The following is a 26,281-nucleotide window of genomic DNA, read 5'->3' on the forward strand; positions in this document are numbered from 1 at the left end:
GCAACTCGCCTACTGGGCCCTCGGCCGCGACCAGACCTGCCCCCAGACCGGCCAACTCTCCGAAACCTGCAGCGGCACCGAACAACAACCCCACCAGTTCCTCACCACCTTCAACAAGATCACCACCACCGCCCCCGGCACGGCCACGGCCACCCTCCGCTCCGGCGCGGTCGATCCGATCCCGGTGTCCCCGTCCCCGTCGGCGTCCGGTGAGCCGGCGACGCTCCCCGAAGGGGCCGTCGATCCCACTTCACCGTCCACGGGGCGGCAGGGCTCGGTGTCGGCGACCGGCTCGGGCACCACGATCGAGAACGCGTTCACCACGGGCTACACCTGGTTCGACAACACCCCGCGCGGCAGCGCCCAGATCTCCCACCCCGTCGTCCACGACGAGGCCGGCGGCACCGGCACCTGGGACGACCCGATCACTTTGGCCGTCGGACACGTCAACGAGGGCGGCGAGGACACCCTCGACTACCCGGCCGGCACCCGGTTCTACTTCCCGAAGGTCCGCCGGTACTTCATCGTCGAGGACGCCTGCGGCGACGGCGGCAGCCCGCAGGACGGGCCGTGCCACGACCTGTCCTCCGCGCCCGAGGGTGCCACGACCTGGCTCGACATGTACGTGGGTGGCGGCAGCGGTGACGACGAGTCAGCCGCCGACGACTGCCTGGGCAAGCTGACCGGTCTCACGACCGTCGTCCAGGACCCCGCCGAGAACCTTCCCGTGGTCGAGGGTCCCCTCTTCTCGGACAACCAGTGCACGGCCACCTACGACGACTGAGCACCGGGGAACCACGGGGAACCACACCACCGTGCGTGGGCGCGCGCGCTCCTCGCGACGGCCACCGGCTGCTCGCCGTCGCCGGCACTCGCTCACCACCCGGCGGCCGCGCCGCTGACGTGCCGGCCGGCCTCGGCCGGCTCCCGGCCACCGGTCCGCGTCCTCCACTCGCGCCGGGCGCGTACGAGGTCCCGGGCCGCCGTCCGGTCGGGGCCGCCCCGGCCGGACGCCGGCTCGCCGGGGGGCACCTCGCGCATCAGGACGGCGCCGGGTGCGCCGGGGTCGGGCTCCAGCACCCGGAACCGGGTACCGGGCAGGAACAGCACCCGGTCCGGGCTGAGCGGGTCGAGCAGGTCGGTGCGGCGGCCGCCGGTGGACCAGATGAGGAAGTCGGTGGTGCCGGGGCCGTCGGCGGGGCCCAGCGTCGACGCCTCGCACGCCTGCGGATCGGTCAGCTCGGGCCGTGCGGCGTACCACCGGCGCGTCGGCTCGTCGAGGGTGGCGCGCAGGCCGGTCGGGCCGTGGTGGACGGGCAGCATGAGCAGGCCCCTGCGGAGCAGGGCGAGTTCCGCGGGGTCCTCGGGCGCGGCCCCCGCGAGCCGGCCGAGGACGGCGGCGAGCGCGGGGACGGCGTCGGGGTCCGCCCCCGGGTCGGCGAGTTCCGGATGCCGCCGCAGCACCTCGGCCGCGAGGGTCGTCAGACCGGTGTGGGCCGCCCGGCCGACGGAACCGGACGCCACCGGAGCGGAGCGCGCGGCGACGGCACCGTCCGGCACGGGGCGTTCGACGACGGCACCGTCCGGCGCGGTGGGCCGGCACACCCCGAGCCGTACCGCGCGGCGCAGGTCACCCGGGAACGTACGCAGCAACTCCTGTGCCAGCCGCCGCAGTTCGGGCAGTGCGGCCTCCGCCCCGGCGTCGCACAGGACACGTTCGTGAGCGGGATCGGGGTCGGCACCCCGCACCTGCGCGGCGTGCGCGGGAGCCGGCTCGGGCCGTACCCACAGACCGCTGCGCACCACCTCGACGACCACGTCGCCGGTGAGCCGGTGGACGCCGGGCGCGACGTCCGGGAGGCCGTCGAGCGGCCACCGATGGGCCACCGCGTACGGGGAGCCGGCCGCGTCGGCCGCCGGGGCGCCCGGGGGCAGGTGCACGAACTCCCGTGCCCGCAGCGATCGCCCCGGCGCGCCGTCGGCCCCGACCAGCAGAACCTCGCCACCGCCGTCACCACCCACGCCCCCCTCGTCCCCTCCCTGGCTTGCTGGGCGGGGCAGGCCGCCGAGGAGGCGTACGGGTTCGCCGACGACCTGCGCGAGGACGTCACCGAAGAGCCGTCCGCCGCTGAGGCGGGCCGGTCCGTAGCAGAGGAACCGCACCGCGGGCCGGAGCCGCGGCGGCAGGTCCTGCCAGAAGCGGGCGACGTCGGCCACCGGGACGGCCGGGGCACCGGGCGCGCCGACCGCCACCGTGAGCCGGTCCCCCGAGACGCCGACACCGCGCACGAGCCGGTCGCGGTGGCCGTCGAGGTCGGGGGTACCGTGGGCGGGACGCAGCCACACCCCGGCGGGCAGGGGTTCGGCGACGCTGCGGCCGAGCCGCCAGGGGCGCTCGGGGAGCGCCGGCGCCCACGAGGGCCGGGTCACATCGCGGTGCCGGTGGACCACACCACCGAGCCGCCGTACTGGATCACCATGTCGCCGTCGGCGCGGAGCACCAGCCGGGCGCCGTCGTGGCCGTCGGTGCGGGTGGACCAGACGGTACGGGAGTCACCCGCGTACACGGCCAGGTTCCCGTCGGCCTGGAAGACGGCCCTGACGCCGCCCTGTCCCGCGGTGCCCGACCACCACAGCGGGGTGCCCTGCCTGTCGTAGAGGACGAGGTTGCCGTCTCCCTGGAAGGTGAGCACGATCCGGTTGGTGGACCAGCTCTGGCCGGGTTCCAGGACGCTGGTGCCGTCGACGGCGGTGCTCGTCCACTGCTGCTGGGAGGCTTCGCTGGGCTCGGGGGTGGCCCGCGGAGTGGAATCGGCGGTGCCGCCGCCGGCCGTGGCGGTGCCCTCGGCGGTGGCGCGGGGTTCGGAGAGCGCGGCGAGCGGCCGTCCGGACTCGGCGGACGCGGTCGCCGCCACCTCGGCGATGCGGTCGTGTCCGGCGGCGGTGCCGTCGCCGGTGTCCGGTGCTCCGGAGGCCGCCGGGCTCGGTGCCGCGGTGGCGCCGTCGGGGCCGCCGGCGTCGGGCGTGGACTCCGGGTCGGCGTCCTCGGCTCCGGCCTGCACGGACCGCGATGGCGCGTCGTCGTCGATGAGGTGGGGGGTCAGGAGGAACAGGGCGCTGAGGATGCCCGCGCCCGCCAGCAGCGGCTTGGCGAGGTGGCCGCGGGAGGCGGGCCGTTCGCGGGCGTCGCTCCTGGGCCGGCGTCCCTTGGCGCGCCGCTCGGACGCGTGCGGCACCTCCGACGGGCGCGGCACCTCAGACGCGCGCGACCCCTCCGACGGGCGCGACCCCTCCACCGTGAGCGCGCCTTCCGACGCATGCGGGCCCTCCGCCGCCTCCGGCACCGGGACGGCGGCGTGGGCAGGGGCCGGGGCCAGGGCCGGGGACATGGGCGGGGACGGAACGGAGGGCGGACCGTACGTCGGGACGGAAGCCGGAACGGCCGCACTCGCGGGACGGCCCGCGAGGCCGCTCCCGGTGGACGCGGCGGCCGCGCCGCCGACCACGGTGTCGTCCGCGCCGGCCGGGAACTCCCAGGGCAGCTCGCTCTCCCAGACCGCCTGCCCGCCCGGCGCCCCGGCGGACTCGTCGGAGCGGCCGGCCTGCGGCTCGCGGTGGTTCATCCCCATGCCTCTTCCGGTGCGGCGGAGCGGTGGTCGCTCACGGGTCGACGCCTTCGCGGGAAGCCTAGGGAGGGGGCGGCCGGGGCACTCGCCGGGCCGGACGGGCGTGCACGGACGCACATCACTCCTACCCTTCTCGACACGGCCCCCTCTCGACACGACCCCTTCCCGACACGGCCCCTTCTCGGCACGGCCGCGGCCTCAGAGGATGCCCATGCGGATGGCGTAGGCGACGGCGTGGGTGCGGTTGCGCAGGCCCAGCCTTTTGATGACGGCCTGGATGACGCTCTTGATGAGGCGTTCCGAGTAGCTCAGCTTGTTGGCGATCTCGACGGTGTCCATGCCCTCCGCGAGGAGTTGGAGCACGTCGACCTCGCGCTGGGACAGTTCCACCGGCAGCAGTCCGGAGGGGCTCTCGGTGCGCTGTATGGAGCGCATCCGGTCGAGCAGCATGTTCATCAGCACCGGCGGCAGCACGGCCCGTCCGCGGTGCGCTTCGACCGAGGCGGCGAGGATCTGGCTGAAGCTGGTGTACGGCCGCACCAGGAAGCTGACCAGGCCGTGGTTGACGGCGAGGGCGAGCTGCTGCTCACTGATGTGGTCGGCGACGAGCACGATGCGGATGCGGCCGCCGGATGCCTGTCCGGCGCGGCTCATCAGGGACAGCGTCTTGCCGCTCACCGAGGCGGTCAGCACGATCAGGACGTCGGCTTCCCCCACCTCCTCGGCGGGCAGCAGTTCGACCCGGTCGTCCGCTTCGAGGAAGGCGGCCGTCCCGTCGCGCGTGAGCAGGTCGTCGGCCTGTACGACGACCCCGGGAACGGGGCGCACTTCGTCTTTGTCAGCAGGCATGGGACTCCTTGTCGAGAGCGCGACTCCGCGCGGAACGAGCGCGCGTCCCTCAGGAACCCGGTTGCCGGACCTCACCGACCGGGGCGGACGGCGCGCTCTTCACTCGGCTCCGATCATCACAGCTCGAAGAGCTCGCGCCCCCGGCCGACGGCCTGACCATGCACTATCAAGCAGAAGCCGTGCACTGTCGAACAACAACCACCGGTGACAACCACCGACAACCGCCCGGCGCTCGACAGCCGGACGACAGCTCTGGCTTACGCCCTTCCGACACCGCGGCGGCCAGCATGCGAGCGGTCTGAACAGCACGTGCCCAGCGGCCGTACCCCACGGCAGATCACGCACCGCGACCCCCGGAAGGGAACGTCAGCATGACCAGCTCCTCGCACCTCCCCACAGCAGGACCGGCCCGGCGCCGGGTCATGACGGCCGCCGGAGCGGCCGGACTCGCCGCCGCGCTGGCCGCCTGCTCCGACTCCGGTTCCGGTGACGGCGGTTCGGACGCCGGCGGGTCGGGCGCGGCGTCGTCGCCGGAGGCGCAGACGTCGTCCCCCGCCGCCGGCGACGGTGCCGCCGCCGGATCGGGCGGCGAGGAGGGCGCCGCGGGCGCCGCCGCCCTCGCCTCCGTCTCCGACATCCCCGAGGGCGGCGGTGTCGTCTTCGCCGAGCAGAAGGTGGTGGTGGTCCAGCCGACGGCCGGTGAGTTCAAGGCGTTCTCGGCGACCTGCACCCACCAGGGATGCGCGGTGAAGAACGTCGCCGACGGTGTCATCAACTGCCCCTGTCACAACAGCAACTTCTCCGTCACCGACGGCAGTGTGCGGAGCGGTCCGGCCCGCGAGCCGCTGCCCGCCGTGGAGATCGCCGTGGACGGGGACTCCATCTCCCTGGTGTGAACACGGGTACACGGCAGGGGAGACCGGAGACCGGAGTACGAGAGCGAGGGGCCGCAATGACCGTCACACAACGCCGGGGCCGCCGGATCATGATGACGCCGGGTGAGCTGGACGACTTCCTCACCACCCAGCGCACCTGCCGGGTCGCCACGGTCTCGGCGGGCGGCGCCCCGCACGTGAGCACGTTGTGGTTCGTCTGGGACGGCGTCTCGCTGTGGCTGTACTCGGTCGTCCGCAGCAGGCGCTGGACCGACCTGCGCCGCGACCCGCGGGTGGCGGTCGTCGTGGACACCGGTGAGGAGTACGACGAGCTGCGCGGCGTGGAGCTGTCGGGCGCCGTCACCTTCGTCGGCGAGTCCCCCCGTACGGGCGAGCTGTGCGCCGAACTCGACCTGCCCGAGACGCTGTTCGCCCGCAAGAACTTCGGCCTGGAGGAGATGCCGCACGACGGCCGGCACGCCTGGCTGCGCCTCACCCCGGAGAAGACGGTGTCCTGGGACTTCCGGAAACTGAACCGGGCTCCGTGACCCGCTGCGAGCCGGTTCAGACGTAGCTCCTGGCGGGCCCCGGCCCCAGCGCCCCGGCGATCGCCTCGGCCAGCGGACACACCTCGTCCTCGCCCAGTGTCGAGACGGTGACGCGCACCCCCGGCGGCGCGCCCAGCCGGAACCGCGCGCCCGGCGCCACCGCCCACCCGGCGGCCAGCAGCCGGGTGACGGCACCGGTCTCGTCCGGCACCGGGATCCACACGTTCAGGCCGCTGCGGCCGTACGCGGTGACCCCGCGCCGGGTGAGGGCGTCGATCAGCGCGTCCCGGCGCCGTCCGTACGCCGCCGCCACCCGGGGTGTGTCCACCGCGCCGTCGGTCCACAGCCGCACCACGGCGCGCTGGGTGATGCGGCTGACCCAGCCGGGTCCGAGCCGCTGCCGTCCACGCACCCGGTCGAGGGTGACCGCGTCACCGGTGAGGACGGCGAGCCTGAGGTCGGGGCCGTACGCCTTGGCGGCCGAGCGGACGAACGCCCAGCGGCGGGTGGGCCCGGCGAGCGGCCGCAGCGGCAGGTCGACGATGCGGTGGCCGTGGTCGTCCTCGATCAGCAGCGTCTCCGGGTGGTCGCGGAGCACGGACCGCAGGGCACGCGCGCGTGCGGCGCCGAGCACGGCGCCGGTCGGGTTCTGCGCCCGGTCGGTGACGATCAGGGCCCGCGCGCCCGACACGAGGGCGCGCCGTACGTCGTCCGGCAGCGGCCCCTCGTCGTCCACGCCGACGGGTACGGTGCGCAGCCCGAGCGCCGGGACGAGGTCGAGCAGGCCGCCCCAGCCCGGGTCCTCGACGGCGACGGCGTCACCGGGTCTGAGGTGGGCCGCAAGGACCCGCTCCATGGCGTCCAGCGCGCCGGAGGTGACGGCGACCGGGCCGTCCGGCACACCGTCCGCGTCCAGTTCGGCCCGCGCCAGGCGGACCAGTTCGGGTTCGGCGGGCGCGTGTCCGTACAGGGTGGGGTCGCGGTCGGCCTGTTCGGCGGCGGCGGCGAACGCGGGGCCCAGCGCGGGCAGCAGCGCCGGGTCCGGATTGCCGTCGGAGAGGTCCCGCACCCCGTCGGGCACCCCCGCCCGGAGGAACTCGCGGCCCGTGGTGGCGGGCAGGGCCCGGACACGGCTGCCCCGGCGCCCGGCCGTCTCGATGACCCCGCGCTCGCGCAGGGTCCGGTACGCGGCGGCCACCGTGTTCGGGTTCACGCCGAGCCGCTCGGCCAACTCCCGCATCGGGGGCAGCACATGGCCCGGTTCCAGCGCGCCCGAGCCCACGGCGCGCTCCACGCTCGCGGAAATGTCCGCTGCGCGGCGTCCTTCGATCCGATACTCTCCTAGCACAAATCCAAGTATGCACTAGTGCAATGGAGAACGCCATGCAGGGGACCACCACGCAGCCGGACCGGCCCGAGGCCGCCTACGCCCCGACCGACCGCACCGTCCCCACCCGCTCCCCGGGCCGCGCCACGTACGACAGGGAAGCGGTGCACGCGATACTCGACGAGGGGTACGTCTGCCACCTCGGTTTCGTCCGGGACGGCGCGCCGGTGGTGCTGCCGACGCTGTACGGCCGGGTCGGCGAGCGGCTCTACGTGCACGGCTCGACCGGCTCGCGCCCGCTGCGGATGGCGGGCACGGCCGACGCGGGGCTGCCGGTGTGCCTGACGGTCACCCACGTCGACGCGCTGGTGCTGGCCCGCTCCGCCTTCCACCACTCGATCAACTACCGGTCGGTGGTGGTGCACGGCACGGCGTACGACGTGACCGACCCGGAGGAGAAGCGCACGGCCCTCGACGCCCTGGTCGATCACGTCGTGGCGGGCCGCTCCCGTGACTCACGGCCGGCCGACAAGAAGGAGCTGGCGGCCACGGCGGTGCTCCGCCTCGACCTGCGCGAGGTGTCGGCGAAGGCCCGCACCGGCGGCGTGAACGACGAACCGGAGGACCTGGCCCTCCCCCACTGGGCCGGCCTCCTCCCCCTGAACAAGGGGTACGGCACTCCGGTCCCCGACCCGCGCCTGGCTCCGGGCACGGCGGTACCGGAGTACCTCTCGGCCCACTAGGCCGTCAGCCCGGCCCCTGGTGTCTCCCGCGCCTTCTGCGTCCCGCGTGTCTCCGCGACCGCGAGGCCCGTCACCGAGCCGAGGAGCAGCAGCGTGCCGGCGAGGGTGGCGGGGGTGAGGTGTTCGCCGAGCAGGGTGACGGCCAGAGCGGCGGCGGCGACCGGTTCGAGGAGCATGATCACGGACACGGTGGCCGACCGTACGACGGCCGCGCCCGCGAAGTACAGGCCGTAGGCGAGGGCGGTGGGCACGGCCGCGACGTACACCAGCAGGCAGAGCAGCCGGCCGGGCTCGGCGGTGTGCGGGACGATCCCCTCGGCCAGGGCGAACGGCAGCAGGCACAGACTGGTGACGGCGAACGCGCCGATCGACGTGGTGGCGGCGTCCGCGCCGCCGTCCCGTCCCCACCAGCGGGTGAGCAGCGTCATCACCGAGTACCCGGCGGCGGACAGCAGCGCGAGGGCCACGCCCCCGGGGCGGACGGTCGCACCGCCCCCGCCGAGGACGAGCACACCGAGCCCGGCGAGCGCGCCGACGACCGCCGCGGCGCCGCCCCGGCCGAGGCGCTCCCCGAGTCCGAACCGGGCGCCGAGCGCGATCAGCACGGGCCCGGCGCCGAGGGTGACGACGGTCGCCACGGCGAGGCCGGTGGCCCGTACGGCGCCGAAGTAGGCGGTCTGGAAGACGGCGAGGCCGATGCCGGTGGCGACGGTCCGCGCCAGCCTGCGGCCGAGCGGTACGAGTACGGGTGCGGCTGCGGCCGTCCGGGCCCGGCGGCGCGGCAGCCGGGCGGCGAGCAGCAGGACGAGGCCCGCGGCACAGCGCCAGAAGGACAGGGCGACGGGGCCGAGGTCGCTGGCCCGGTAGACCAGCGAGGCGGCGGCGCCGGCGGTGCCCCAGGCGACACCGGCGACGATCAGGAAGAGGAGGCCACGCCCGACGGGCAGGCCGGACACTGCATGCGACATGACAGTTTCTCCGCGGTGGTCCCGCGACCGGCCGACCGGTGCGGGAGTTCGGCAGGGGCCCGCGGCTCGGCGGGGCCCCACGGACCTCGTCCGCGGGCAGCACCGTCCCGCCCGGCGGCTGCGCGCCGGGCCGGTCGAGGTGTGAGCCCGCTCTAGGCCGCCGGAGGCGGCAGAACGAGGGCGTCCGCATGCATGATCGGCACCCTAGGGCGCGGTCCCCCGCCGGCACAACCTCCGGCCCGTCCCGGGGTCACCCCCACACGTCCGTGTCAGCGGGTGCGGACGCGGGCGCGGGCGCAGTCGGTTCTCTGCGCGCCTCACCTGCCCCACGCGCCTCACCCTCCCCGGACGCCCGCCTCGTCGGTGTCGACGCCTGGGCGATGAACGCGCCCAGCAGGACCACCGCACCCCCCACGACCTGCGGAGCGGAGAGGTGTTCGCCGAGCAGGCTCCACGCCAGGACCGTCGCGATGACCGCCTCCAGGCAGGCCACGACACCCGCCACCTGCGGCGACAGGCGGCGCACGGCGACGATGCCGGTGACGTAGGCGACCACCGTGGCGATCAGCACGATCCACGCCAGCAGGAGCATCGCGGAGACCGGCGTGCCGTCGACCGGCACGGTGTCCGCGAGCACCGACCACTCCAGTTCCCAGGGGCGGGCCACCGCGGTGAGCACGACCGTGCCGACGAGCAGCCCGTGGGCGACGACGCCCAGCGGATCGGGCGCCGCGTCGCCGCCCCGGTCGGCCAGGACGAAGTAGCCGACCTGGCAGCAGGCCGCGCCCAGCGCGAGCAGCAGCCCGAACGCGTCGAACCCCAGCCCCGCCCACACCTCCACGACGCAGGCGAGGCCGCCCACCGCGAGGACCACGCCGAGCGCGGCGGCCCGCGTCACCGGCCGCCGCTGCACGAACCGGACCCAGCCGAGCACCAGCGCGGGCGCCAGGTACTCCACGAGCAGGGCCACTCCGACGGGGATGCGGGAGATCGAGGCGAAGTAACACGCTTGGACACCGGCCACGGCGAGCAGACCGAACCCGGCGACGAGACCGGGGCTGCGGCGCGGCAGCGTCCGGTGGCGCACGGCGAGCGGCAGCATCACCAGCGCGGCACCGGCGACCCGCAGCCACACCACGTGGAGCGGGTCGAGTCCCGCCTCGATCAGCGGCTTGGCCGCGACTCCGGACCCGCCGAAGGCGACGGCGGAGACCAGTGCGAGGCCGAGCCCGGCTCCCCCGCCCCGGCCGCCCCGGGAACTGTCTGACGTAGGCACCGGCCCATGATGACAGGGGAAGACATGACCGTCACCCTCATTGACTCCTGTCCCATCAAGCGGACGTGCGCGGCCACCGGGCCACGGAGGTCACGGGGGTCATGACTGTCACGGCTGTCACGGCGTCGACGCCGGCCCCGCGTGCGCGTCCGCGCGGGCGAGGATCGTCTCCGGGTCGACCCCGGCGCGTTCGAGGACCTCGACGGCGCGGGTCCGCGGGTCCGCGACGAGCGCGGCGAGCAGGTCGACGCCGCCGGCCCGCGGCAGTCCGCGCCGCGCCGCCCGCTCGCAGGCGTGCTCGATGGTGGCGGCGGCCGACGGCGAGAACCCCGTGGCCTCCTTGACCGCGGGCACCCCGCCGGAATCCTCGACGGTGCCCTGCCAGCGCAGCCCGTAGCCGATGCTGCGCTGCACCAGGTAGCCGAGGAGCCGGGCCGTGTGCGGGCCCTCGCCGAGCACGGCGTTCACCTCGGGGTCGTACTCCAGCAGCGAGTGCAGCAGATGCGCGGTGTCGATCTGCCGGTCCCCGTCCCGCAGCGCCCTGCGGCGGGCGCCGGTGACCACCGACACCAGCTCGGGGCTGAACCGGGGGTCGTGGTCGGCGCTGTCCGGCCGTCGGGCGTCCTGCTCACCGGCCGACTGCCGGGGGATTCGGGGTTGCACCGTCCCACCCCATCAGTCCCCGCAGATGGGGTCATCCCCGGCGGGAAGCATTTCGGCGTCCCACGCAGAGTGGACGCCGGGGGCCGCAATCTCCTCCCTACGGATGAGATCAGACGTGCGCCCCGCGGATCGCTCCGCGGGGCGCACGTGTCACACCGGGGCCACAGCGGCCCACTGCCCGTCAGTCCTCGTCAGCGAGGATGCGGTAGAGCTTCTTGCGGGTGTCGTTGATGACGCTGAGCGCCTTCTCCCGCTGCTCCTTGCTGCCGGTCTTCCAGACCTGCCCGAACGCCTCCATGAGACCGAACCCGGCCTGCCGGATGTCGTTCAGCGCCTCCCAGTCGACCCCGCGCGACGCCTCTTCCCAGGGGGCCTCGGGACCCTCCTCGGCGGCGGTGCGGCCGGCCTCGGTGAGGGAGAACAGCTTCTTGCCGCCCTCGCTCTCGCTGGCGATCAGCCCCTCGTCCTCCAGCAGCTGGAGGGTGGGGTACACCGAACCGGGGCTGGGCTTCCACGCCCCGCCGCTGCGCTCGGCGATCTCCTGGATCATCTCGTAGCCGTGCATCGGCCGGTCCTTGAGCAGGGCCAGGATCGACGCGCGTACGTCGCCGCGCCGTGCCCTCCCCCTCGGTCCGCCGCGTCCTCGGCCGCCCCAGGGGCCGGGGCCGAAGCCCGGTCCGAAGGGACCTGGGCCGCCGTGGCCGCCGCCCGGCCCGAAGGGGCCGAACGCCGCGCGGCGCCCGTCGAAGTCGCCGCGCCCGAAACCGCCGCGCCCGAAGGGACCTTCCTGGCCCCGTCCACCGTGTCCACGCTCGTGTCCGTGGGTACGCATCGCAATCACTCCATTCCATCGTTGATCTGTCGCGATGCCTCAACGATATATCGGAATCGTTCGGTAGGCAACCTCCGCTGAACTGCGGTTTCAGCGCCGCCCGCGCGCCGCCCGCCCACCGAGAGCGTTCTGAGACCGCGCTGAAGGGGACGCCGCGCACACTCCCCGGCATGACGACGCGACACGACGACGGCCCCACCGGGGCGACGGCCCGGCAGGGGAGCACCAGCGACGGCCCGCACCCGATCCGTCGGCACGCGGCGTCCTTCCTCCGCTTCGCCGGACTGGGCGGCGGCATCACGCTGGCGGCCTCGGCGGCGCTGCTCCTCCTCGCGCGGTGGATGCCGTGGGCGGCGGCGAACGCGCTGACCACCGTCGTCTCCACCGTGCTCGCCACCGAGCTGCACGCGCGCGTGTCGTTCGGGCACGGCCGGCCCGGCCCCTCCGGCCACCTGAAAAGCGCGGCCACCATGGCCCTCGGCTGGCTCGTCACGTCCGCCGCCGTCGGCGCGCTCACCGCGCTCCACCCCGACGCCGGAGCCGTTCTGCGGCAGGCGGTGTACCTGTCGGCCACCGCGCTGGTCGGGATCGGCCGCTACCTGGTGCTGCGGCTGGCCGTGTTCACGGACCGCGCCCCGCGCGCGGGAGGGCACCCCCCGATCCGGGTCCAGCAGTCGCGTATTGGCCTTGGCCCGGCCCGTGGCCGACGCCCTAGCGTCGGCACATGCGCATCCGAATCGTCGACGCCTTCACCGACCGGCCCTTCGCCGGCAACCCCGCCGGAGTCCTGCTCCTCGACGCCTTCCCGGACGACGACCTGCTGCAAAGGATCGCCCTGGAGGTCAACCACGCCGAAACGGCGTTCACCCACCGCCTGCCCGAAGGAGGCGAGGCCGACTGGGCGCTGCGCTGGTTCACGCCCGCCACCGAGGTCGCGCTGTGCGGCCACGCGACGCTCGCCACCGCACACGTCCTGCACACCACCGGCGCCCACCGGGGCCCCGTCCGGTTCGCCACCCGCAGCGGCGTCCTCGTCGCCACACCCGGCGCGGACGGCTCGATCACGCTGGACTTCCCGACCGCGCCGCTGACCCCGGTCGAGGCCCCCGAGGGGCTGGCCGCGGCCCTCGGCGCCGAACCGCTCACGGTCCTCGACACCGGGCCCGCCGTCGGTGACCTGCTGGTCGAACTCGCCGACGAGAAGACCGTGCGGCAGCTGGCGCCGGACCACAAGGCGCTGGCGGCCCACTCCCCGCGGGGCGTCATCGCGACCGCCCGCGCCGACGACCCCGCGGGCGCCTACGCCTTCGTCTCCCGCTGCTTCTTCCCCAACGTCGGCATCGACGAGGACCCGGTGACCGGCAGCGCGCACACGGCGCTGGCCCCGTTCTGGAGCGAGCGCCTGGACCGTCCCGTCCTCACCGGTCTCCAGGCGTCCCCGCGCTCCGGCCTCGTCCGCGTCGAACCGCGCGGCGACCGCACGCTGCTGAGCGGCCGGGCGGTGACGGTGATCGAGGGCGAGCTGCTCGCCTGGTGACGGCCGGGTGGGGCGTACGGAGTGCTCCGCACGCCCCACCCGCTCAAGCGGTCGGCAGCCAGTCCACCTTCCCCGCCAGCAGCGCGTAACCGACGAACGCGCCGATGTCGAGCAGCGAGTGCGCCACCACCAGGGGACCCACCCGGCCCCAGCGGCGGTAGAGCCAGGCGAAGACCACGCCCATCACCATGTTGCCGACGAAGCCGCCGATGCCCTGGTACAGGTGGTACGACCCGCGCAGCACCGAGCTGGCGGCCAGCGACGCCCGTGGGGTCCAGCCCAACTGGTCCAGCCGGCGCAGCAGGTACCCGACGACGATGACCTCCTCCAGGATCGAGTTCTGCAGGGCGGACAGGATCAGCACCGGGTACTTCCACCACACCTCGGGCAGCGCCTCCGGCACCACCGTGAGGTTGAAGCCGAGGCCCCGGGCGGCCAGGTAGAAGGCGATGCCGGCGCTGCCGATGCCGGCCGCGATCACGGCCCCGCGCAGCAGGTCCGGGCCCGGCCGGGTGCGGTCGAAGCCGAGGGCGCGCAGGCTCGACCCCTCGCGCAGCAGCAGGTGCGCGACGAGGGCGACGGGCACCAGCGCGGTGGTGATGCCGAAGAGCTGCCAGGCGAGGTCGAGCCAGGGACGGCCGGGCGCGGCCGAGGCGTTGAGGGTGGCGGCCTGGTCTTTCAGGCCGCCCGGCCGGGTCACCGAGCCGATGAAGCTGATCAGGGCGGAGACGCCGCTCGCGCCGAGCGACAGGGCCAGCACGAGCAGCGTCTCGTCACGCAGGCTCCGCCGTGAGAGCCGCTCCTGAGGGATGGGTTCGACCACCTGGCCCGCCTCCGCCATGCACACCTGCCTCCACCGGGACGTCAAGCTTGCCCGATCAGTATGCGGCGGGTGTCGGCGGGGGCGGGTCAGGTGCGCCCGGCCGGCGGCCGGGCGGCGCGGTCAGGGCTGGCCGATGGGCCACAGGTGGACCGGATCGCCCTTGTGCATCAGCTCCACGTACCGCCGGGTGGTCGCGGCCAGCGCGGTGTCCCGGGACATGCCGGCGTCCAGCGCCCGGTGGAACGTCGCCGCCTGCCAGGCGGCGCCGTTGACCCGCCGTCGGCAGCGCTCCTCGATCACGCCGAGGTAGAAGTCGCGGTCGGCGGGCTCGACGCCCCAGGCGTCCAGTCCGGCCTCGGCCAGCGGCAGCAGTTCGTCGCGGACCAGGACCGCGGCATCGACCTCCGTGGTGCCGCCCAGCCGGCCGCGCTTGGGCCACTGGAAGCGGGCCTCGATGCCGTACTTGCAGGCGGCGTCGAAGTTGGCGGCGGCGGCCTCGAACGGCAGCCGCGTCCACACCGGGCGCGGTTCGTCGGCGAGGGCGCGGACGACCCCGTAGTAGAACGCCGCGTTGGCGATGACGTCGGTGACGGTGGGTCCGGCGGGCAGCACGCGGTTCTCGACGCGCAGGTGCGGGACGCCGTCGGCGATGTCGTAGACGGGGCGGTTCCAGCGGTAGACGGTGCCGTTGTGCAGGACCATTTCGGCGAGGGAGGGCACCCCGCCCGCGTCGAGGACCTCCAGCGGGTCCTCGTCGTCGCAGATCGGCAGCAGTGCCGGGTAGTAGCGCAGGTTCTCCTCGAACAGGTCGTACGCCGAGGTGACCCAGCGCTCGCCGAACCAGGTGCGCGGACGCACGCCCTGTGCCTGGAGCTCGGGCGAGCGGGTGTCGGTGGACTGCTGGAACAGCGGCGGCCGGGACTCCCGCCACAGTTCGCGGCCGAAGAGGAACGGGGCGTTGGCCCCGACGGCGATCTGTGCCGCGGTGACGGCCTGCGCGGCGTTCCACACGGCGGGGAAGCGCGCCGGGGTCACCTGGAGGTGCAGTTGCACCGAGGTGCAGGCGGCCTCGGGGGCGATGGACTTCGAGGTGCAGGTGAGGCGCTCGACGCCGTCGATGTCGAGGCGGAAGTCCTCGCCGCGGGCGGCCACGATCTGATCGTTGAGCAGCGCGTAGCGGTCGACCTCCGAGAGGTTGGAGGAGACCAGGTCGTCGCGGTCGAGTGTCGGCAGAATGCCGATCATCGCGATTCCGGCGTCCAGCTCGCCGGCCTTTCGGTCGGCATATGCCAAAGAGGTGCGGATTTCCTCGGTGAGCCGGTCGAATACCCGTCCCTCCAGGCGGTGTGGGGCAATGTTGACTTCCAGGTTGAACATGGCGAGTTCTGTTTGGAAGTCACGGCTCGCGATACGTTCGAGCACTTGCCCGTTCAGCATTTTCGGCATCCCGTCCGTACCGACGAGATTCAGCTCGATCTCCAGCCCCATCAGGTTCTTGGGACGGTCGAACCGCTGCTCCGCCAGGAGTCGCTCCAGGCCCGTCAGGCAGCGGCGGAGCTTGTCGCGGTAGCGCTGGCGATCGGACAGGTCCAGTTGGCCTGCCGCGACCTTCTCCCCCATGGAAGAGTCCCTCCTAGGTTCAGCGGGCCGGGGTGTCGGCCGCCGGTGTGCGGGTCAGGGTGAATGACGCACGGTGGATGATGCCCAGCGGAAGCGATCGATAACGTCCCCGTACGGCCGCACGAGCCGCTACGCTGGGCCGATGTGACCGGAGGCACATTCACGCGGCATGGAACACGCCACGGAACAGGACGCGAAACAGGACGCGGCAAGGGACTCGAAGAAGTCGTGGAAAAGGCCGACGACAATTGGCCGTCCGCTTCCCGTGAATTCTCCGAGGTCACCGGCGTTCAGCCGTCGTGAAATCAGGATGACCTCCGCATATCGCCGACCGGATCCGCTCTTGTTCAGGTAGCCGGAAACAGCTAGCCGAAACACAGTCTGAACACGTGTCGTATAAACTTCGCGCTACGGCAGAGAGCTGGCGCCTACGGTCGAAGGATGCTGCCGAGGCGACGTACGGCAGCCCTCACCACCCCACGCTTCCACGCCCTGAGACCCGGCTCCGCCTCTCTGCCTCTCCGAGCTGACAGCGTCGTCCGCCCTGGGCCCCCACGCCGCCCCGCCCTGCCCCGCCCTCGCGCCACCGTGCTCGCTGAATGAGAGGCGACCCACCATGCCGCTGCATGTCCCCCCGGCTCCCGCCCCTGCCCTGCGCACCGTGCTCACCGCGCTCTCCTCGCCCACCGCGGTCCGTGAGGCCCGCACCCCGTCCCTGCTCGGCGCCCGGGGTCCGGTCACCCCGGACCTGCCGCTGCCCGTGCACGTCCTGGACCACGTCACCCCGGACGGTGTGCCCGCCGTCCGGCTCACCGGGTGGCGGTTCCTCATCCGCAGCGGCGGCCACGCGGTCGCCGCCGCGGAGACCATGCTCACCCCCGACGGCTGGGCCTTCTCGCACTTCTTCGAGGGCCCGTACGTCTCCGCCACCGAACGGGCGCTGCGCCAGGCGGAGTCGGTGGTCCAGCCGTTCCAGCCGCGCCTGCTGTCGGTACCCGGCCTGTACATGCTCACCCTGTGGCTGCACGGCGACTGCGCGGCGGACGCCGCCACCGGCCACCCCGAGGCCACCGACCTGCTGGTGCCGCTGGCACCGGCGCCTCCCGGTATCGCGGCGCACCGCCCGCACCGGGTCGCGGACCTGCTCCCGGTCCTGACCCACCGGGTGACACCCGCGCCGGCACCGGCACCGACCTCGCTGCTCCGCTCCCCCGCCTGACCCGCGTACTGCCCGTGCCCCGCCGTCCGCACCTGGGCGGCGGGGCACGGCCGTGCCGTACCGACCCGACCGGACTAGCCCCTTCGGGCCAGTGCGAACCACCCGAAGGGACAGCCGAGTTGAGATGAACCGTCCGCGCGGGTGATGCGTCATGAACCTGTGAGAAGCGGTGCCGTGAAATACCTGCGGATCGACGTCCGTAGGGCAACACTGGGTCCGGACCGACTTATCCGACGGGGGGCGGCCATGAACCACGTTTCACGCCGCGGGACAGAGCCGACAGCACACCCACACCCACACATCACGTCAGAGCGAGAGATCCCTTCCATGTGCCAGCACCAGCCACCGTGTCCGTCAGCCGACTCCGCCGACCGGGAATCCGCCCGCCTCATGGCGCACCACCCGGAGCAGGGCTGGAGCCTGCTGTGCAACGGCGTCCTGTTCTTCGAGGACACCGGTGAGCTCCTGCCGGACGGCCAGATCATCGCCCCGCACCGTCCGCTGGGCGCCGGTCAGGTCATGAAGGCCGCCTGAGCACTGCCGTACGCCGTACGACGACAGACACCAGGGGCCGGTACGCGCCGTCGGCGCGCACCGGCCCCGCCGCGTGTCAGCCCAGCGCTTCGCGGATCGCGTGGTACGCGGGCTTGGGGACCAGATCCTCGTCCCAGGGCAGGGCCGCCCCCTCGCCCTCGAAGAACGCCGGGATCCACGAGTAGCGGTCCGTGTAGTCCCAGAGCGTGATGCCGGCGCAGCGCCGCACCGCCAGGCAGTCCTCGGTGAGCCGCCGGTACCAGTCGGCCTGCGTGGCGAGTTTCGTCTCGTCGGCGGGCAGGTACATGCGGATGTCGACCTCGGTGAGCGCGGTGTCGAGGCCGAGCCGGGCGAAACGCCCCAGGTTCTCCCGCAGGGTGTCCGGATAGCCGTACTGGAGCGCCAGGTGGGCCTGGAGACCGATGCCGTGCAGCGGCACGCCCTCGGCCCTCAGCTGCCGCGCCAGCGCGTAGTAGGCGTCGCTCTTCGGGCCGACGCCCTCGATGTTGTAGTCGTTGAGATAGAGCTTGACGCGCGGGTCGGCCTGGTGGGCCCAGCGCAGCGCGTCGGCGATGTAGCCGGGTCCGAGCGTCTTGTAGAACACCGTCTCGCGGTAGGTGCCGTCCTCGTTGAACGCCTCGTTGACGACGTCCCAGGCGAACACCTTGCCCCGGTAGTGGCGCACCTCGGCCTGGATGTGGTTCTTCAGTACGGCCCTCAGCTCGTCGGCCGTCCACTCCCGGCCGGTGAGCCAGCCGGGGAGCTGGCTGTGCCAGACGAGGGTGTGGCCGCGGACCTTCTGCCGGTTGGTGCGGGCGAGTTCCACGATCTCGTCCCCCGCCGACCAGTCGAAGACGCCCTGCTGCGGCTCGGTGGCGTACCACTTCATGCCGTTGCCGGGGGTGATCTGGTCGAACTCGTGGCCGAGGATCTCCGTGTACGCGGTGTCGGTCAGCTCCGGGTTGTCGGTGGCGCTGCCGAAGTAGCGGCCGTGTCGCTGGGCGAGGTCGGCCAGGGTGGGGTCCTCGGCGGCGGCCGCGGGGCCGGTGGCGGCACCGGCGGCGACGAGGACGGCGGCGAGCGCGCCGGCGAGTCTGAGCCGGGTGCGCGAGCGGGCGGTCGTACGCATGCTGCGACTCCTCACGTGCTGCGGGACTTGGTGGCGGCAGTGGTCAGCCCTTGGTGGCGCCGGCCGCGAGTCCGCCGACGAGCTGCCGTTCGGCGACGGAGTAGAAGGCGAGGGCGGGGACCATGGCGAGGACGAGGTAGGCGAAGACCCGCGCGGTGTCGGCGGAGTACTGCCCCTGGAACTGCTGGACACCGATCGGGATCGTCCACCAGGTGGAGTCGGTGAAGACCAGCAGCGGCAGGAAGAAGTTGTTCCAGCTGGTGACGACCGCGAGGACGGAGACGGTACCGAGCGCCGGGCGGGCCATCGGCAGCAGTACCCGCCAGAAGAAGCCGAACGGACCGCAGCCGTCCAGCGTGGCCGCCTCCTCCAGCTCGCCCGGGATCTCCCGGAAGAACCCGCGCAGGATGATGATGGTCATCGGCAGCCCGAAGGCGGCCTGCGGCAGGATCACCCCGAGCGGGTTGTCGAGCAGGCCCATCGAGCGCAGCAGCAGGAACAGCGGCAGCGCGGCCACCGCGAAGGGGAACATCAGCCCCATGGTGAACAGCGTGAAGAACAGTTCCCGTCCCCGGAAGGCGAACCGCGCGAAGGAGAAGGCGGCGAGCGCGGAGACCGCGACCACCAGGACGGTGGTGGCCACCGCGATCAGCGTGCTGTTGCCGACCAGCCGCCAGAAGGAGCCCGAGCCGAGGATGTCGGTGTAGTTGGAGAACACCCACGGGCCGGGCAGCCCCACCGGGTTGTCGGAGAGCTGGTCGGTGGACTTGAACCCGGAGACCACCGCGTACAGCAGCGGTACGGCCATGACAGCGCCGACGAGGATCAGCACCGCGTGCAGGGGCAGCGTCCGCAGCCGCCGCCGGCCCCGGGGGGACTTGTCGGTGAGCGTCACTTCCCGCCTCCTCGCATGGTCGTGGTGGCCCCTTCCAGATCGCGCCGGAGCACGAACCGCTGGTAGGCGAGGGCGAAGACGAGACTGATGCCGAACATGGCGACGCTGATCGCGCTGGCGTAGCCGACCTGGTAGCGCTTGAAGCCGAACTGGAACATGGTCACGGCCATGGTCTCGGAGTGGTGGTCCGGGCCGCCCTGGGTGACCACCCACACCAGGTCGAAGAGCTGGATGGCGCCGATGACGGAGAGGAAGACGCTGATGCGCAGGGTGGGGGCGAGCAGCGGCAGGGTGACGTTGCGGAAGCGCTGCCAGGCGTTCGCGCCGTCGATGAGCGCGGCCTCCGTCAACTCCTCGGGAATGGACTGGAGTCCGGCCAGGTAGAGCATCATGTGGAAGCCGAAGTACTTCCACGTCATGACGAGGAAGAGCGTCGCCATCACCGTCGAGGGGTCGGCGAACCACTCCCCGCCGAGGCCGTCCAGCCCGATCCCGCCCAGCACCCGGTCGGCGAGGCCGTCGTCCGGCGCGAAGATCATGCTGAACAGCACACCGGTGATGGCCTCGGAGAGCACGTACGGCGCGAAGAACAGCATCCGGTACACGGCGCGGCCGCGCATCCGCTGGTTGAGCAGGACCGCCATGGCGAGTGCGAACGGCAGTTGGAGCGCCAGCGAGAGCACCACCAGGAGCAGGCAGCGCCAGAGGTCGCCGAGGAAGACGGGGTCGGCGAAGAGCCGGGTGAAGTTCTCTGTGCCGATGTAGTCCTCGGGCATCCCGAAGCCGCCCCACCGGAAGAAGGCGGCGTACACGGCGAAGAGGATCGGCAGCAGGACCAGGACGAGGAAGAGCACCAGCGCGGGCAGCTGGAATCCGACCGCGGTGAGCCAGTGGAGCACGCGGCGCCGGGTCCGTCCCGGGTCGGCGCCGGGCGGCCCGGACGGGGGCCCGGCCTCGGAGCCGAGCCGCTTGTCCGGCAGGAACGTGGAGGTCATGGGCGGTTACTGCTCTTCCTTCGCGACCTTGGTGATCGACTCGGTGACCTGCTCGGCGGACTTGGAGCCGGCGATGAGCGCGGAGACGCTGTCGTTGACCTCCTGGCCGACGGCGGGCGCGTACGCCTGGTCGAGGTAGAGCTGGAAGCCGGTGGCGGCCTTCAACTGCTTCTGCACGGCGCTCAGGTTGGGGTCGGTCAGGGCGCTCTCGGCGGCCGGTACGACGGGCAGCACTCCGGTCTTCTTCACCAGTTCCCGGTCGGTGGCGGCCGAGGCGAAGAACTCCAGGAAGTCGACGGCGGCCTGCGGGGCGCCCCGTCGCAGCGCGTGTCCGCCGCCCCCGCCGAACACCTCGGTGATGGCGCCCTTGCCGCCCTCGACCGCCGGGAACGGGAAGAAGCCGAGGTCGTCGCCGAGCCCCTTGCCCGCGTCGGCCTGCACCACCGGGGCCCACTGCCCCATCAGCTCCATCGCGGCCTTGCCGTTGCCGACGGTGGCGGCCTGGCCGGTGGGGCTGGAGTACGCGGCGCCGAGGAAGCCCTTCTGGAACGGCTGGAGGTCGACGAGTTCCTTCAGGTGCTGCCCTGCCTGGACGAACCCGGGCCCGGTGAAGTCCTTGTCGTCGGCGGCCTGCTGCACGGCGTCCGCCCCGGCGGTGCGCATCGCGAGGTAGGCCCAGTAGTACATCTCGGGCCACTTCTCCTTGCCGGCCACGGCGAGGGGGGTGACGCCCTCCGACTTCAGGGTGCGTACGGCGTCGAGGAAGGCGGTCCAGGTGGTGGGCGGGGCGTCGATGCCGGCCTTCTCGAAGAGCGCCTTGTTGTACCAGAAGCCGACCATGCCGATGTCGAACGGGATGCCGTAGACCTTGTCGTCGATCAGGTACGGCTCCTTGGCGACCGGGAGCAGGCCCTCGGCCCAGTCCTTCGTCCGGTCGGACAGGTCCTCGACGAGGCCCGCGTCGACCTGTTGCCTGAGCACCCCGCCGCCCCAGGTGTGGAAGATGTCCGGGAGCTTGCCGGAGGCGGTCAGTGCCGTCATCTTCGACTTGTACGCGTCGTTCTCCAGCTGAACGATCTTGATCTTCACCTTGGGATTCCGCGCCTCGAACTCCTTGGCCAGGGAGGCCCAGACGTCCTTCGTCGGCTGGGTGGTGGAGATGTTCCACCACTCGACCGTGGTGGTGCCGGACGACCCTTCGTCCGAGTCACCGCCGCAGCCGCTCAGTGCCGTCATGCCCAGACCGGCCGCGGCCGAGACCGCGAGGAAGCCGCGGCGGGACAGTGCCGGGTCGCCCATGGTGCGCTCCTTGGGGTGCGAAAGGGTGCGAAAGTTTCGGAGTCCATCCAGAAAGATGCGTTGCTGCCGCACCCTAAGGACAGCGTGTGAAGGGTGGCAACCCCTCGTGCATGACCAATCCGGAGCATCGATGGGCCGCCCGACGAGTGCTGAAACTTTCGGCTCAGCCCACGAACCTTTGCGCACGACGCGCCACCTACGCCGAAAGCCCCTAAACGCTCATACAAGGGGCATGTACGAGTAATCCGGATACGGTGGGCCCATGAGCCTGAGCATCCGCAACCAACTCCCCGGCACCGTCACCACCGTCACCCCGGGCGAGGCGATGGCGACGGTCAAGGTCCGACTGGCCGGCGGCCAGGACCTCACCGCGGCGATCACCCGCGAGGCGGCCGACGACCTCGGCCTCGCGCCGGGTTCCGCCGTACGGGCCCTGGTGAAGTCGACGGAGGTGTCCCTTGCCACCGCCCCCGTCCAGGGCCTCTCCATCCGCAACCGGCTGCCCGGCACGGTCACCGCGCTCGCCGCCGGCGACGCGATGGCCTCGGTGAAGGTCGCCGTCGAGGGCGCCGAACTGACCGCCGCGATCACCAGGGAGGCCGCCGACGACCTCCGCCTCGCGGCCGGCCTGCCCGTCGTCGCGCTCGTGAAGTCGACCGAGGTGTCCCTCGCAACAGCCTGAGGCGGACACGCGAAAGGGGCCCCGCCGACCGGCGGGGCCCCTTCAGTGTTCTACCGCTACTGCTGCGCTCAGTCCTCGTACGCGTCCAGCGGCGGGCACGAGCAGACCAGGTTCCGGTCGCCGAAGGCCTGGTCGATCCGGCGCACCGGCGGCCAGTACTTGTCGGCGGCCGACACCCCGGCCGGGAACACGGCCTCCTCGCGGCTGTAGGCGTGCGTCCACTCACCGCCCAGCGCGGCGGCGGTGTGCGGGGCGCCCCGCAGCGGGTTGTCGTCCGCGGGCCACTCCCCCGCCCCGACCTTCTCGATCTCCGCGCGGATGGCGATCATCGCGTCGCAGAACCGGTCCAGCTCGGCCAGGTCCTCGGACTCGGTCGGCTCGATCATCAGCGTGCCGGCCACCGGGAACGACATCGTCGGCGCGTGGAACCCGTAGTCGATCAGCCGCTTGGCGACGTCGTCGACGCTCACCCCGGTCGCCTTGGTCAGCGGCCGCAGGTCGATGATGCACTCGTGCGCGACCAGCCCGCCCGGCCCGGTGTACAGCACCGGGTAGTGCGGCTCCAGGCGCTTGGCGACGTAGTTGGCGGACAGCACCGCCACCTGCGTGGCGCGCTTTAGGCCCTCGCCGCCCATCAGCCGCACGTACGCCCACGAGATGGGCAGGATGCCCGCCGACCCCCAGGGAGCCGCCGAGATCGGCCCCACGCCCGTCTGCGGCCCGGCGGCGGGCTGCAACGGGTGGTTGGGCAGGTACGGCGCGAGGTGCGAGCGTACGGCCACGGGGCCGACGCCGGGACCGCCGCCGCCGTGCGGGATGCAGAACGTCTTGTGCAGGTTCAGGTGGGAGACGTCGCCGCCGAAGTGACCGGGCTTGGCGAGACCCACCAGAGCGTTGAGGTTGGCGCCGTCCACGTAGACCTGGCCGCCGGCGTCGTGCACCGCCGCGCAGATGTCGGCGACGTGCGCCTCGAACACGCCGTGCGTGGACGGGTAGGTGATCATCAGCACCGCCAGCTCGTCGCGGTGCTGCTCGATCTTGGCCCGCAGGTCCTCGACGTCGACCTCGCCGTCCTCGGCGGTCCTGACGACGACGACCTTCATCCCGGCCATGACGGCGCTGGCGGCGTTCGTGCCGTGCGCGGAGGACGGGATGAGGCAGACGGTGCGCTGCTCGTCGCCGTTGGCCCGGTGGTACCCGCGTACGGCGAGCAGCCCGGCCAGCTCGCCCTGCGACCCGGCGTTCGGCTGGAGGGAGACCTTGTCGTACCCGGTGACCTCCGCGAGCCGCTCCTCCAGCTCCCGGATGAGCGTCAGGTAGCCCTGCGCCTGCTCGGCCGGGGCGAAGGGGTGCAGCGCCCCGAACTCGGGCCAGGTCACCGGCTCCATCTCGGTCGTCGCGTTGAGCTTCATCGTGCAGGAGCCCAGCGGGATCATGCCGCGGTCGAGCGCGTAGTCCCGGTCGGCGAGGCGCCGCAGGTAGCGCAGCATCGCCGTCTCGGAGCGGTGCTGGTGGAAGACCGGGTGGGTCAGGAACTCGTCGGTGCGCAGCAGCGCCTCGGGCAGCGCGTCCCCGGCCGTCGCGTCCAGCGCCTCGATGTCGCCCTCGACGCCGAACGCGCTCCACACACCCGCGATCTGGGCACGCGTGGTGGTCTCGTCGCAGGCGGCGGAGACGTGGTCGGCGTCGACGAGCCGGAGGTTGACGCCGTTGCTCCGGGCGGCGGAGACGACCTCGGCGGCCCGGCCGGGCACCCGCGCGGTGACCGTGTCGAAGTAGTCGCCGTGGACGGTGGCGACGCCGCCCGCGGTCAGGCCCGCGGCGAGGATCGCGGCGTAGCGGTGGGTGCGCCGGGCGATGGAGCGCAGCCCCTGCGGCCCGTGGTACACCGCGTACATCCCGGCCATCACGGCGAGGAGCACCTGCGCGGTGCAGATGTTGCTGGTCGCCTTCTCCCGGCGGATGTGCTGCTCACGGGTCTGCAGCGCGAGCCGGTAGGCGCGGTTGCCGTCGGCGTCGACGGAGACGCCGACGAGCCGGCCGGGCAGGGACCGGGCCATCTTCTCCTGGACGGCCATGTATCCGGCGTGCGGCCCGCCGAAGCCCATCGGCACCCCGAACCGCTGGGTCGTGCCGACCGCGATGTCCGCGCCCAGCTCGCCGGGGGACTTCAGCAGCGTCAGCGCGAGCAGGTCGGCGGCGACGGTGACGAGCGCGCCCAGTTCGTGCGCCCGGTCGATGACCGGCTTGATGTCACGGACGGCACCGGAGGCGCCCGGGTACTGGATCAGGACGCCGTTGATCTCCCGCTCGGCGACCTCGGCCGGGATGCCGTCGGTGAGGTCGGCGACGACGACCTCGACGCCGGTCGGCTCCGCGCGGGTCCGGATCACGGCGACGGTCTGCGGCAGCGCGTCGGCGTCGATCAGGAAGAGGCCCTTCTTGTTCTTCCCCAGCCGCCGGGACAGCGCCATCGCCTCGGCGGCGGCCGTGGACTCGTCGAGCAGCGAGGCGCCCGAGGTGGGCAGACCGGTCAGCTCGGCGACCATGGTCTGGAAGTTGAGCAGCGCCTCCAGGCGGCCCTGCGAGATCTCCGGCTGGTACGGCGTGTACGCCGTGTACCAGGCCGGGTTCTCCATCACGTTGCGCAGGATCACCGGCGGGGTGAACGTGCCGTAGTAGCCCAGGCCGATCATCGAGTCGAGGACCTGGTTGCGGTCGGCGAGGGAGCGCAGCTCGGCCAGCACCTCGGCCTCGGAACGCGCCGCCGGCAGTTCGAGTGCCTCGGCGTTCTTGATCACGTCCGGTACCGCTGCGGCCGTCAGCTCGTCGAGGGAGCCGTACCCGGCCTGCGCGAGCATCTTGGCTTGGGCCTCGTGGTCGGGGCCGATGTGGCGCTGTTCGAACGGCATCGCCCGTTCGAGCTCGGAGAGCGGAGTGCGGTGGGCGGTCATCTACGGAGGCCTCCTGGTCTGTCACGACCTGCGAGGGGCACCACGGCGCGGGTGCCCGGACGGCCTCCCCCTCTGTCATCTCGACCTGAGAGCTTCACCGGGATCCTGTCGGGGCGTCCCGGCTTTCACCGTCGGTGAGAGCGGAAGCCGTCGAGCCCCGCCCTGCTTTCCAGAGTGACCTCGTCCGTGCGGTACGTGGGCCTGAGAGATTCCGGGGAGGATTTGCTCCTTCGGCGCCTCCGATGTAACTGGAGGACTCTCCCGCACGGGGTCAGCAGCCGTTTGCCAGCGTACCAGCGTGGCCCCCGCACGGTCTTTCGAGTGGCCGACCCCCCGAATGTGCTCTTTTGTAGTGCTTACGGATGATTACCGGATGGCTGGCAACCATGTGGAGGGCCCGTGCGCACCGACATCGATCCCCGCAATCTGATCGGCCGCAAGGCGTTCGACCGCAACGGCACGAGGATCGGCACCGTCGACGAGGTCTACCTCGACGACGCCACCGGCGTACCGGAGTGGGCCGCGATACGCACCGGCCTGTTCAGCCGGGACGCGTTCGTCCCGCTGGAACCCAGCGAGCTGGTCGAAGGCGCTCTCCGCGTCCCCTTCGAGCGGGGCCTGATCAAGGAGGCCCCCGACTTCGGCGTGGGCCGCCACCTCTCCCCGGAGCAGGAACTCCAGCTCTACCACCACTACGGCCTGGACGTCTCCGCCCCACCCCCACTCCCCGACCACGACTTCGGCACCCTGGCCCCCCAACAAGACCCAACCTGACCCCACCCCCCACCCGCCCCCGCGACCCACCGCAGCCACCTCACCGCCTCGCTGCGGCCAACCGCAGCTGCCCCGCCGCGCCCCGCCGCGGCCACCCCGCCGCCCGCCGCCCG

General features: G+C 72.8%; 23 protein-coding genes, 1 pseudogene and 1 riboswitch. Of the genes and pseudogenes, 9 read left to right on the plus strand and 15 right to left on the minus strand.

From position 1 onward, the window contains the following. A pseudogene (locus tag UW392_RS66015) lies at positions 1 to 784 on the plus strand (hypothetical protein); the annotation flags it as partial. Positions 785 to 876: 92 nt separating this feature from the next. On the opposite strand, the gene UW392_RS66020 reads toward UW392_RS66015, so the two are convergent. The 3 genes from UW392_RS66020 to UW392_RS66030 form a co-directional block, all read right to left on the minus strand. Then, complete coding sequence (locus UW392_RS66020; protein WP_320785082.1) at positions 877 to 2,430, minus strand: hypothetical protein; 1,554 nt, start codon at positions 2,428 to 2,430, stop codon at positions 877 to 879. Further along, a complete protein-coding gene (locus UW392_RS66025; protein ID WP_320785083.1) occupies positions 2,427 to 3,629 on the minus strand; it encodes a hypothetical protein in 1,203 nt (400 codons plus the stop codon). Before UW392_RS66025 ends, UW392_RS66020 begins: the two co-directional genes overlap by 4 nt. Before the next feature lie 195 nt (positions 3,630 to 3,824). Next, positions 3,825 to 4,475: a response regulator transcription factor gene (locus tag UW392_RS66030; RefSeq protein ID WP_320785084.1), complete on the minus strand. Its 651-nt coding sequence runs from the start codon at positions 4,473 to 4,475 to the stop codon at positions 3,825 to 3,827. A 371-nt stretch (positions 4,476 to 4,846) separates the two neighbouring features. Between UW392_RS66030 and UW392_RS66035 the strand changes: the two genes are divergently transcribed. After that, the gene (locus tag UW392_RS66035; protein ID WP_320785085.1) at positions 4,847 to 5,371 is read left to right on the plus strand and encodes a Rieske (2Fe-2S) protein; all 525 of its coding nucleotides are present in this window, start codon (positions 4,847 to 4,849) and stop codon (positions 5,369 to 5,371) included. A 56-nt stretch (positions 5,372 to 5,427) separates the two neighbouring features. After that, positions 5,428 to 5,898, plus strand: coding sequence for a pyridoxamine 5'-phosphate oxidase family protein (locus UW392_RS66040; protein ID WP_320785086.1), 471 nt, complete (start codon positions 5,428 to 5,430; stop codon positions 5,896 to 5,898). 16 nt (positions 5,899 to 5,914) lie between these two features. Here UW392_RS66040 and UW392_RS66045 read toward each other — a convergent pair whose 3' ends face one another. Next, entirely contained in the window at positions 5,915 to 7,246 is a 1,332-nt protein-coding gene (locus tag UW392_RS66045) for an aminotransferase class I/II-fold pyridoxal phosphate-dependent enzyme (RefSeq protein WP_320785087.1), read from the minus strand. A 35-nt stretch (positions 7,247 to 7,281) separates the two neighbouring features. On the opposite strand from UW392_RS66045, the gene UW392_RS66050 reads away from it, so the two are divergent. Then, a complete protein-coding gene (locus UW392_RS66050) occupies positions 7,282 to 7,968 on the plus strand; it encodes a pyridoxamine 5'-phosphate oxidase family protein (protein WP_320785088.1) in 687 nt (228 codons plus the stop codon). Here UW392_RS66050 and UW392_RS66055 read toward each other — a convergent pair. The 4 genes from UW392_RS66055 to UW392_RS66070 form a co-directional block, all read right to left on the minus strand. Continuing rightward, entirely contained in the window at positions 7,965 to 8,936 is a 972-nt protein-coding gene (locus UW392_RS66055; RefSeq protein ID WP_320785089.1) for an EamA family transporter, read from the minus strand. The two genes, UW392_RS66050 and UW392_RS66055, sit on opposite strands and share 4 nt — an antisense overlap. A gap of 250 nt (positions 8,937 to 9,186) precedes the next feature. Then, positions 9,187 to 10,212 carry an EamA family transporter gene (locus tag UW392_RS66060; protein WP_320785090.1) on the minus strand — a complete coding sequence of 342 codons (1,026 nt, stop codon included), beginning with the start codon at positions 10,210 to 10,212 and terminating at the stop codon, positions 9,187 to 9,189. Between the two features lie 117 nt (positions 10,213 to 10,329). After that, on the minus strand, positions 10,330 to 10,875 hold the full coding sequence (locus tag UW392_RS66065) for a Clp protease N-terminal domain-containing protein (RefSeq protein ID WP_320785091.1): 546 nt from the start codon (positions 10,873 to 10,875) through the stop codon (positions 10,330 to 10,332). A gap of 181 nt (positions 10,876 to 11,056) precedes the next feature. Then, positions 11,057 to 11,707, minus strand: a complete 651-nt coding sequence (locus UW392_RS66070) for a PadR family transcriptional regulator (RefSeq protein WP_320785092.1) — start codon at positions 11,705 to 11,707, stop codon at positions 11,057 to 11,059. A 724-nt stretch (positions 11,708 to 12,431) separates the two neighbouring features. Here UW392_RS66070 and UW392_RS66075 point away from each other — a divergent pair. Next, on the plus strand, positions 12,432 to 13,244 hold the full coding sequence (locus tag UW392_RS66075; RefSeq protein WP_320785093.1) for a PhzF family phenazine biosynthesis protein: 813 nt from the start codon (positions 12,432 to 12,434) through the stop codon (positions 13,242 to 13,244). 43 nt (positions 13,245 to 13,287) lie between these two features. Here UW392_RS66075 and UW392_RS66080 read toward each other — a convergent pair whose 3' ends face one another. Together UW392_RS66080 and UW392_RS66085 are read right to left on the minus strand one after the other, a co-directional pair. Further along, positions 13,288 to 14,085 (minus strand): type II CAAX endopeptidase family protein, encoded by a 798-nt coding sequence (locus UW392_RS66080; RefSeq protein ID WP_320785094.1) that lies wholly within the window; start codon positions 14,083 to 14,085, stop codon positions 13,288 to 13,290. Between the two features lie 102 nt (positions 14,086 to 14,187). Next, the gene (locus UW392_RS66085) at positions 14,188 to 15,687 is read right to left on the minus strand and encodes a glutamate--cysteine ligase (protein ID WP_320785095.1); all 1,500 of its coding nucleotides are present in this window, start codon (positions 15,685 to 15,687) and stop codon (positions 14,188 to 14,190) included. A 616-nt stretch (positions 15,688 to 16,303) separates the two neighbouring features. On the opposite strand from UW392_RS66085, the gene UW392_RS66090 reads away from it, so the two are divergent. Next, complete coding sequence (locus tag UW392_RS66090) at positions 16,304 to 16,906, plus strand: hypothetical protein (protein WP_320785096.1); 603 nt, start codon at positions 16,304 to 16,306, stop codon at positions 16,904 to 16,906. 327 nt (positions 16,907 to 17,233) lie between these two features. Continuing rightward, the gene (locus UW392_RS66095) at positions 17,234 to 17,440 is read left to right on the plus strand and encodes a DUF5999 family protein (RefSeq protein ID WP_320785097.1); all 207 of its coding nucleotides are present in this window, start codon (positions 17,234 to 17,236) and stop codon (positions 17,438 to 17,440) included. Positions 17,441 to 17,516: 76 nt separating this feature from the next. Here UW392_RS66095 and UW392_RS66100 read toward each other — a convergent pair whose 3' ends face one another. The 4 genes from UW392_RS66100 to UW392_RS66115 all read right to left on the minus strand — a co-directional run bounded on the left by UW392_RS66100 (position 17,517) and on the right by UW392_RS66115 (position 21,758). Beyond that, on the minus strand, positions 17,517 to 18,569 hold the full coding sequence (locus UW392_RS66100) for an endo-1,4-beta-xylanase (RefSeq protein WP_320785098.1): 1,053 nt from the start codon (positions 18,567 to 18,569) through the stop codon (positions 17,517 to 17,519). 43 nt (positions 18,570 to 18,612) lie between these two features. After that, positions 18,613 to 19,377, minus strand: a complete 765-nt coding sequence (locus UW392_RS66105; RefSeq protein ID WP_320785104.1) for a carbohydrate ABC transporter permease — start codon at positions 19,375 to 19,377, stop codon at positions 18,613 to 18,615. Between the two features lie 83 nt (positions 19,378 to 19,460). After that, entirely contained in the window at positions 19,461 to 20,459 is a 999-nt protein-coding gene (locus UW392_RS66110) for a sugar ABC transporter permease (protein WP_320785099.1), read from the minus strand. A gap of 6 nt (positions 20,460 to 20,465) precedes the next feature. Then, on the minus strand, positions 20,466 to 21,758 hold the full coding sequence (locus UW392_RS66115) for an extracellular solute-binding protein (RefSeq protein WP_320785100.1): 1,293 nt from the start codon (positions 21,756 to 21,758) through the stop codon (positions 20,466 to 20,468). A 262-nt stretch (positions 21,759 to 22,020) separates the two neighbouring features. On the opposite strand from UW392_RS66115, the gene UW392_RS66120 reads away from it, so the two are divergent. Then, complete coding sequence (locus UW392_RS66120) at positions 22,021 to 22,440, plus strand: TOBE domain-containing protein (protein WP_320785101.1); 420 nt, start codon at positions 22,021 to 22,023, stop codon at positions 22,438 to 22,440. Between the two features lie 68 nt (positions 22,441 to 22,508). Here UW392_RS66120 and gcvP read toward each other — a convergent pair whose 3' ends face one another. Then, on the minus strand, positions 22,509 to 25,394 hold the full coding sequence (gcvP, locus tag UW392_RS66125; protein WP_320785102.1) for an aminomethyl-transferring glycine dehydrogenase: 2,886 nt from the start codon (positions 25,392 to 25,394) through the stop codon (positions 22,509 to 22,511). 179 nt (positions 25,395 to 25,573) lie between these two features. Further along, positions 25,574 to 25,668, minus strand: a riboswitch (glycine riboswitch). A 125-nt stretch (positions 25,669 to 25,793) separates the two neighbouring features. On the opposite strand from gcvP, the gene UW392_RS66130 reads away from it, so the two are divergent. After that, on the plus strand, positions 25,794 to 26,168 hold the full coding sequence (locus UW392_RS66130) for a PRC-barrel domain-containing protein (RefSeq protein ID WP_320785103.1): 375 nt from the start codon (positions 25,794 to 25,796) through the stop codon (positions 26,166 to 26,168). The last annotated feature ends 113 nt before the right edge of the window (positions 26,169 to 26,281 follow it).

The organism is Streptomyces sp. CRN 30 (genome assembly GCF_034105845.1).

Bases quoted from the DNA above. Each gene is read 5' to 3' on its own strand.
- UW392_RS66025 (WP_320785083.1), bottom strand. From the start codon at position 3,629: ATGGGGATGAACCACCGCGAGCCGCAGGCCGGCCGCTCCGACGAGTCC.
- UW392_RS66095 (WP_320785097.1), top strand. From the start codon at position 17,234: ATGTGCCAGCACCAGCCACCGTGTCCGTCAGCCGACTCCGCCGACCGG.
- UW392_RS66055 (WP_320785089.1), bottom strand. From the start codon at position 8,936: ATGTCGCATGCAGTGTCCGGCCTGCCCGTCGGGCGTGGCCTCCTCTTC.
- UW392_RS66105 (WP_320785104.1), bottom strand. From the start codon at position 19,377: ATGGCCGTACCGCTGCTGTACGCGGTGGTCTCCGGGTTCAAGTCCACC.
- UW392_RS66050 (WP_320785088.1), top strand. From the start codon at position 7,282: ATGCAGGGGACCACCACGCAGCCGGACCGGCCCGAGGCCGCCTACGCC.
- UW392_RS66080 (WP_320785094.1), bottom strand. From the start codon at position 14,085: ATGGCGGAGGCGGGCCAGGTGGTCGAACCCATCCCTCAGGAGCGGCTC.
- UW392_RS66075 (WP_320785093.1), top strand. From the start codon at position 12,432: ATGCGCATCCGAATCGTCGACGCCTTCACCGACCGGCCCTTCGCCGGC.
- UW392_RS66120 (WP_320785101.1), top strand. From the start codon at position 22,021: ATGAGCCTGAGCATCCGCAACCAACTCCCCGGCACCGTCACCACCGTC.
- UW392_RS66110 (WP_320785099.1), bottom strand. From the start codon at position 20,459: ATGACCTCCACGTTCCTGCCGGACAAGCGGCTCGGCTCCGAGGCCGGG.
- UW392_RS66070 (WP_320785092.1), bottom strand. From the start codon at position 11,707: ATGCGTACCCACGGACACGAGCGTGGACACGGTGGACGGGGCCAGGAA.
- UW392_RS66085 (WP_320785095.1), bottom strand. From the start codon at position 15,687: ATGGGGGAGAAGGTCGCGGCAGGCCAACTGGACCTGTCCGATCGCCAG.
- UW392_RS66115 (WP_320785100.1), bottom strand. From the start codon at position 21,758: ATGGGCGACCCGGCACTGTCCCGCCGCGGCTTCCTCGCGGTCTCGGCC.
- UW392_RS66090 (WP_320785096.1), top strand. From the start codon at position 16,304: ATGCCGCTGCATGTCCCCCCGGCTCCCGCCCCTGCCCTGCGCACCGTG.
- gcvP (WP_320785102.1), bottom strand. From the start codon at position 25,394: ATGACCGCCCACCGCACTCCGCTCTCCGAGCTCGAACGGGCGATGCCG.
- UW392_RS66035 (WP_320785085.1), top strand. From the start codon at position 4,847: ATGACCAGCTCCTCGCACCTCCCCACAGCAGGACCGGCCCGGCGCCGG.
- UW392_RS66100 (WP_320785098.1), bottom strand. From the start codon at position 18,569: ATGCGTACGACCGCCCGCTCGCGCACCCGGCTCAGACTCGCCGGCGCG.
- UW392_RS66040 (WP_320785086.1), top strand. From the start codon at position 5,428: ATGACCGTCACACAACGCCGGGGCCGCCGGATCATGATGACGCCGGGT.
- UW392_RS66030 (WP_320785084.1), bottom strand. From the start codon at position 4,475: ATGCCTGCTGACAAAGACGAAGTGCGCCCCGTTCCCGGGGTCGTCGTA.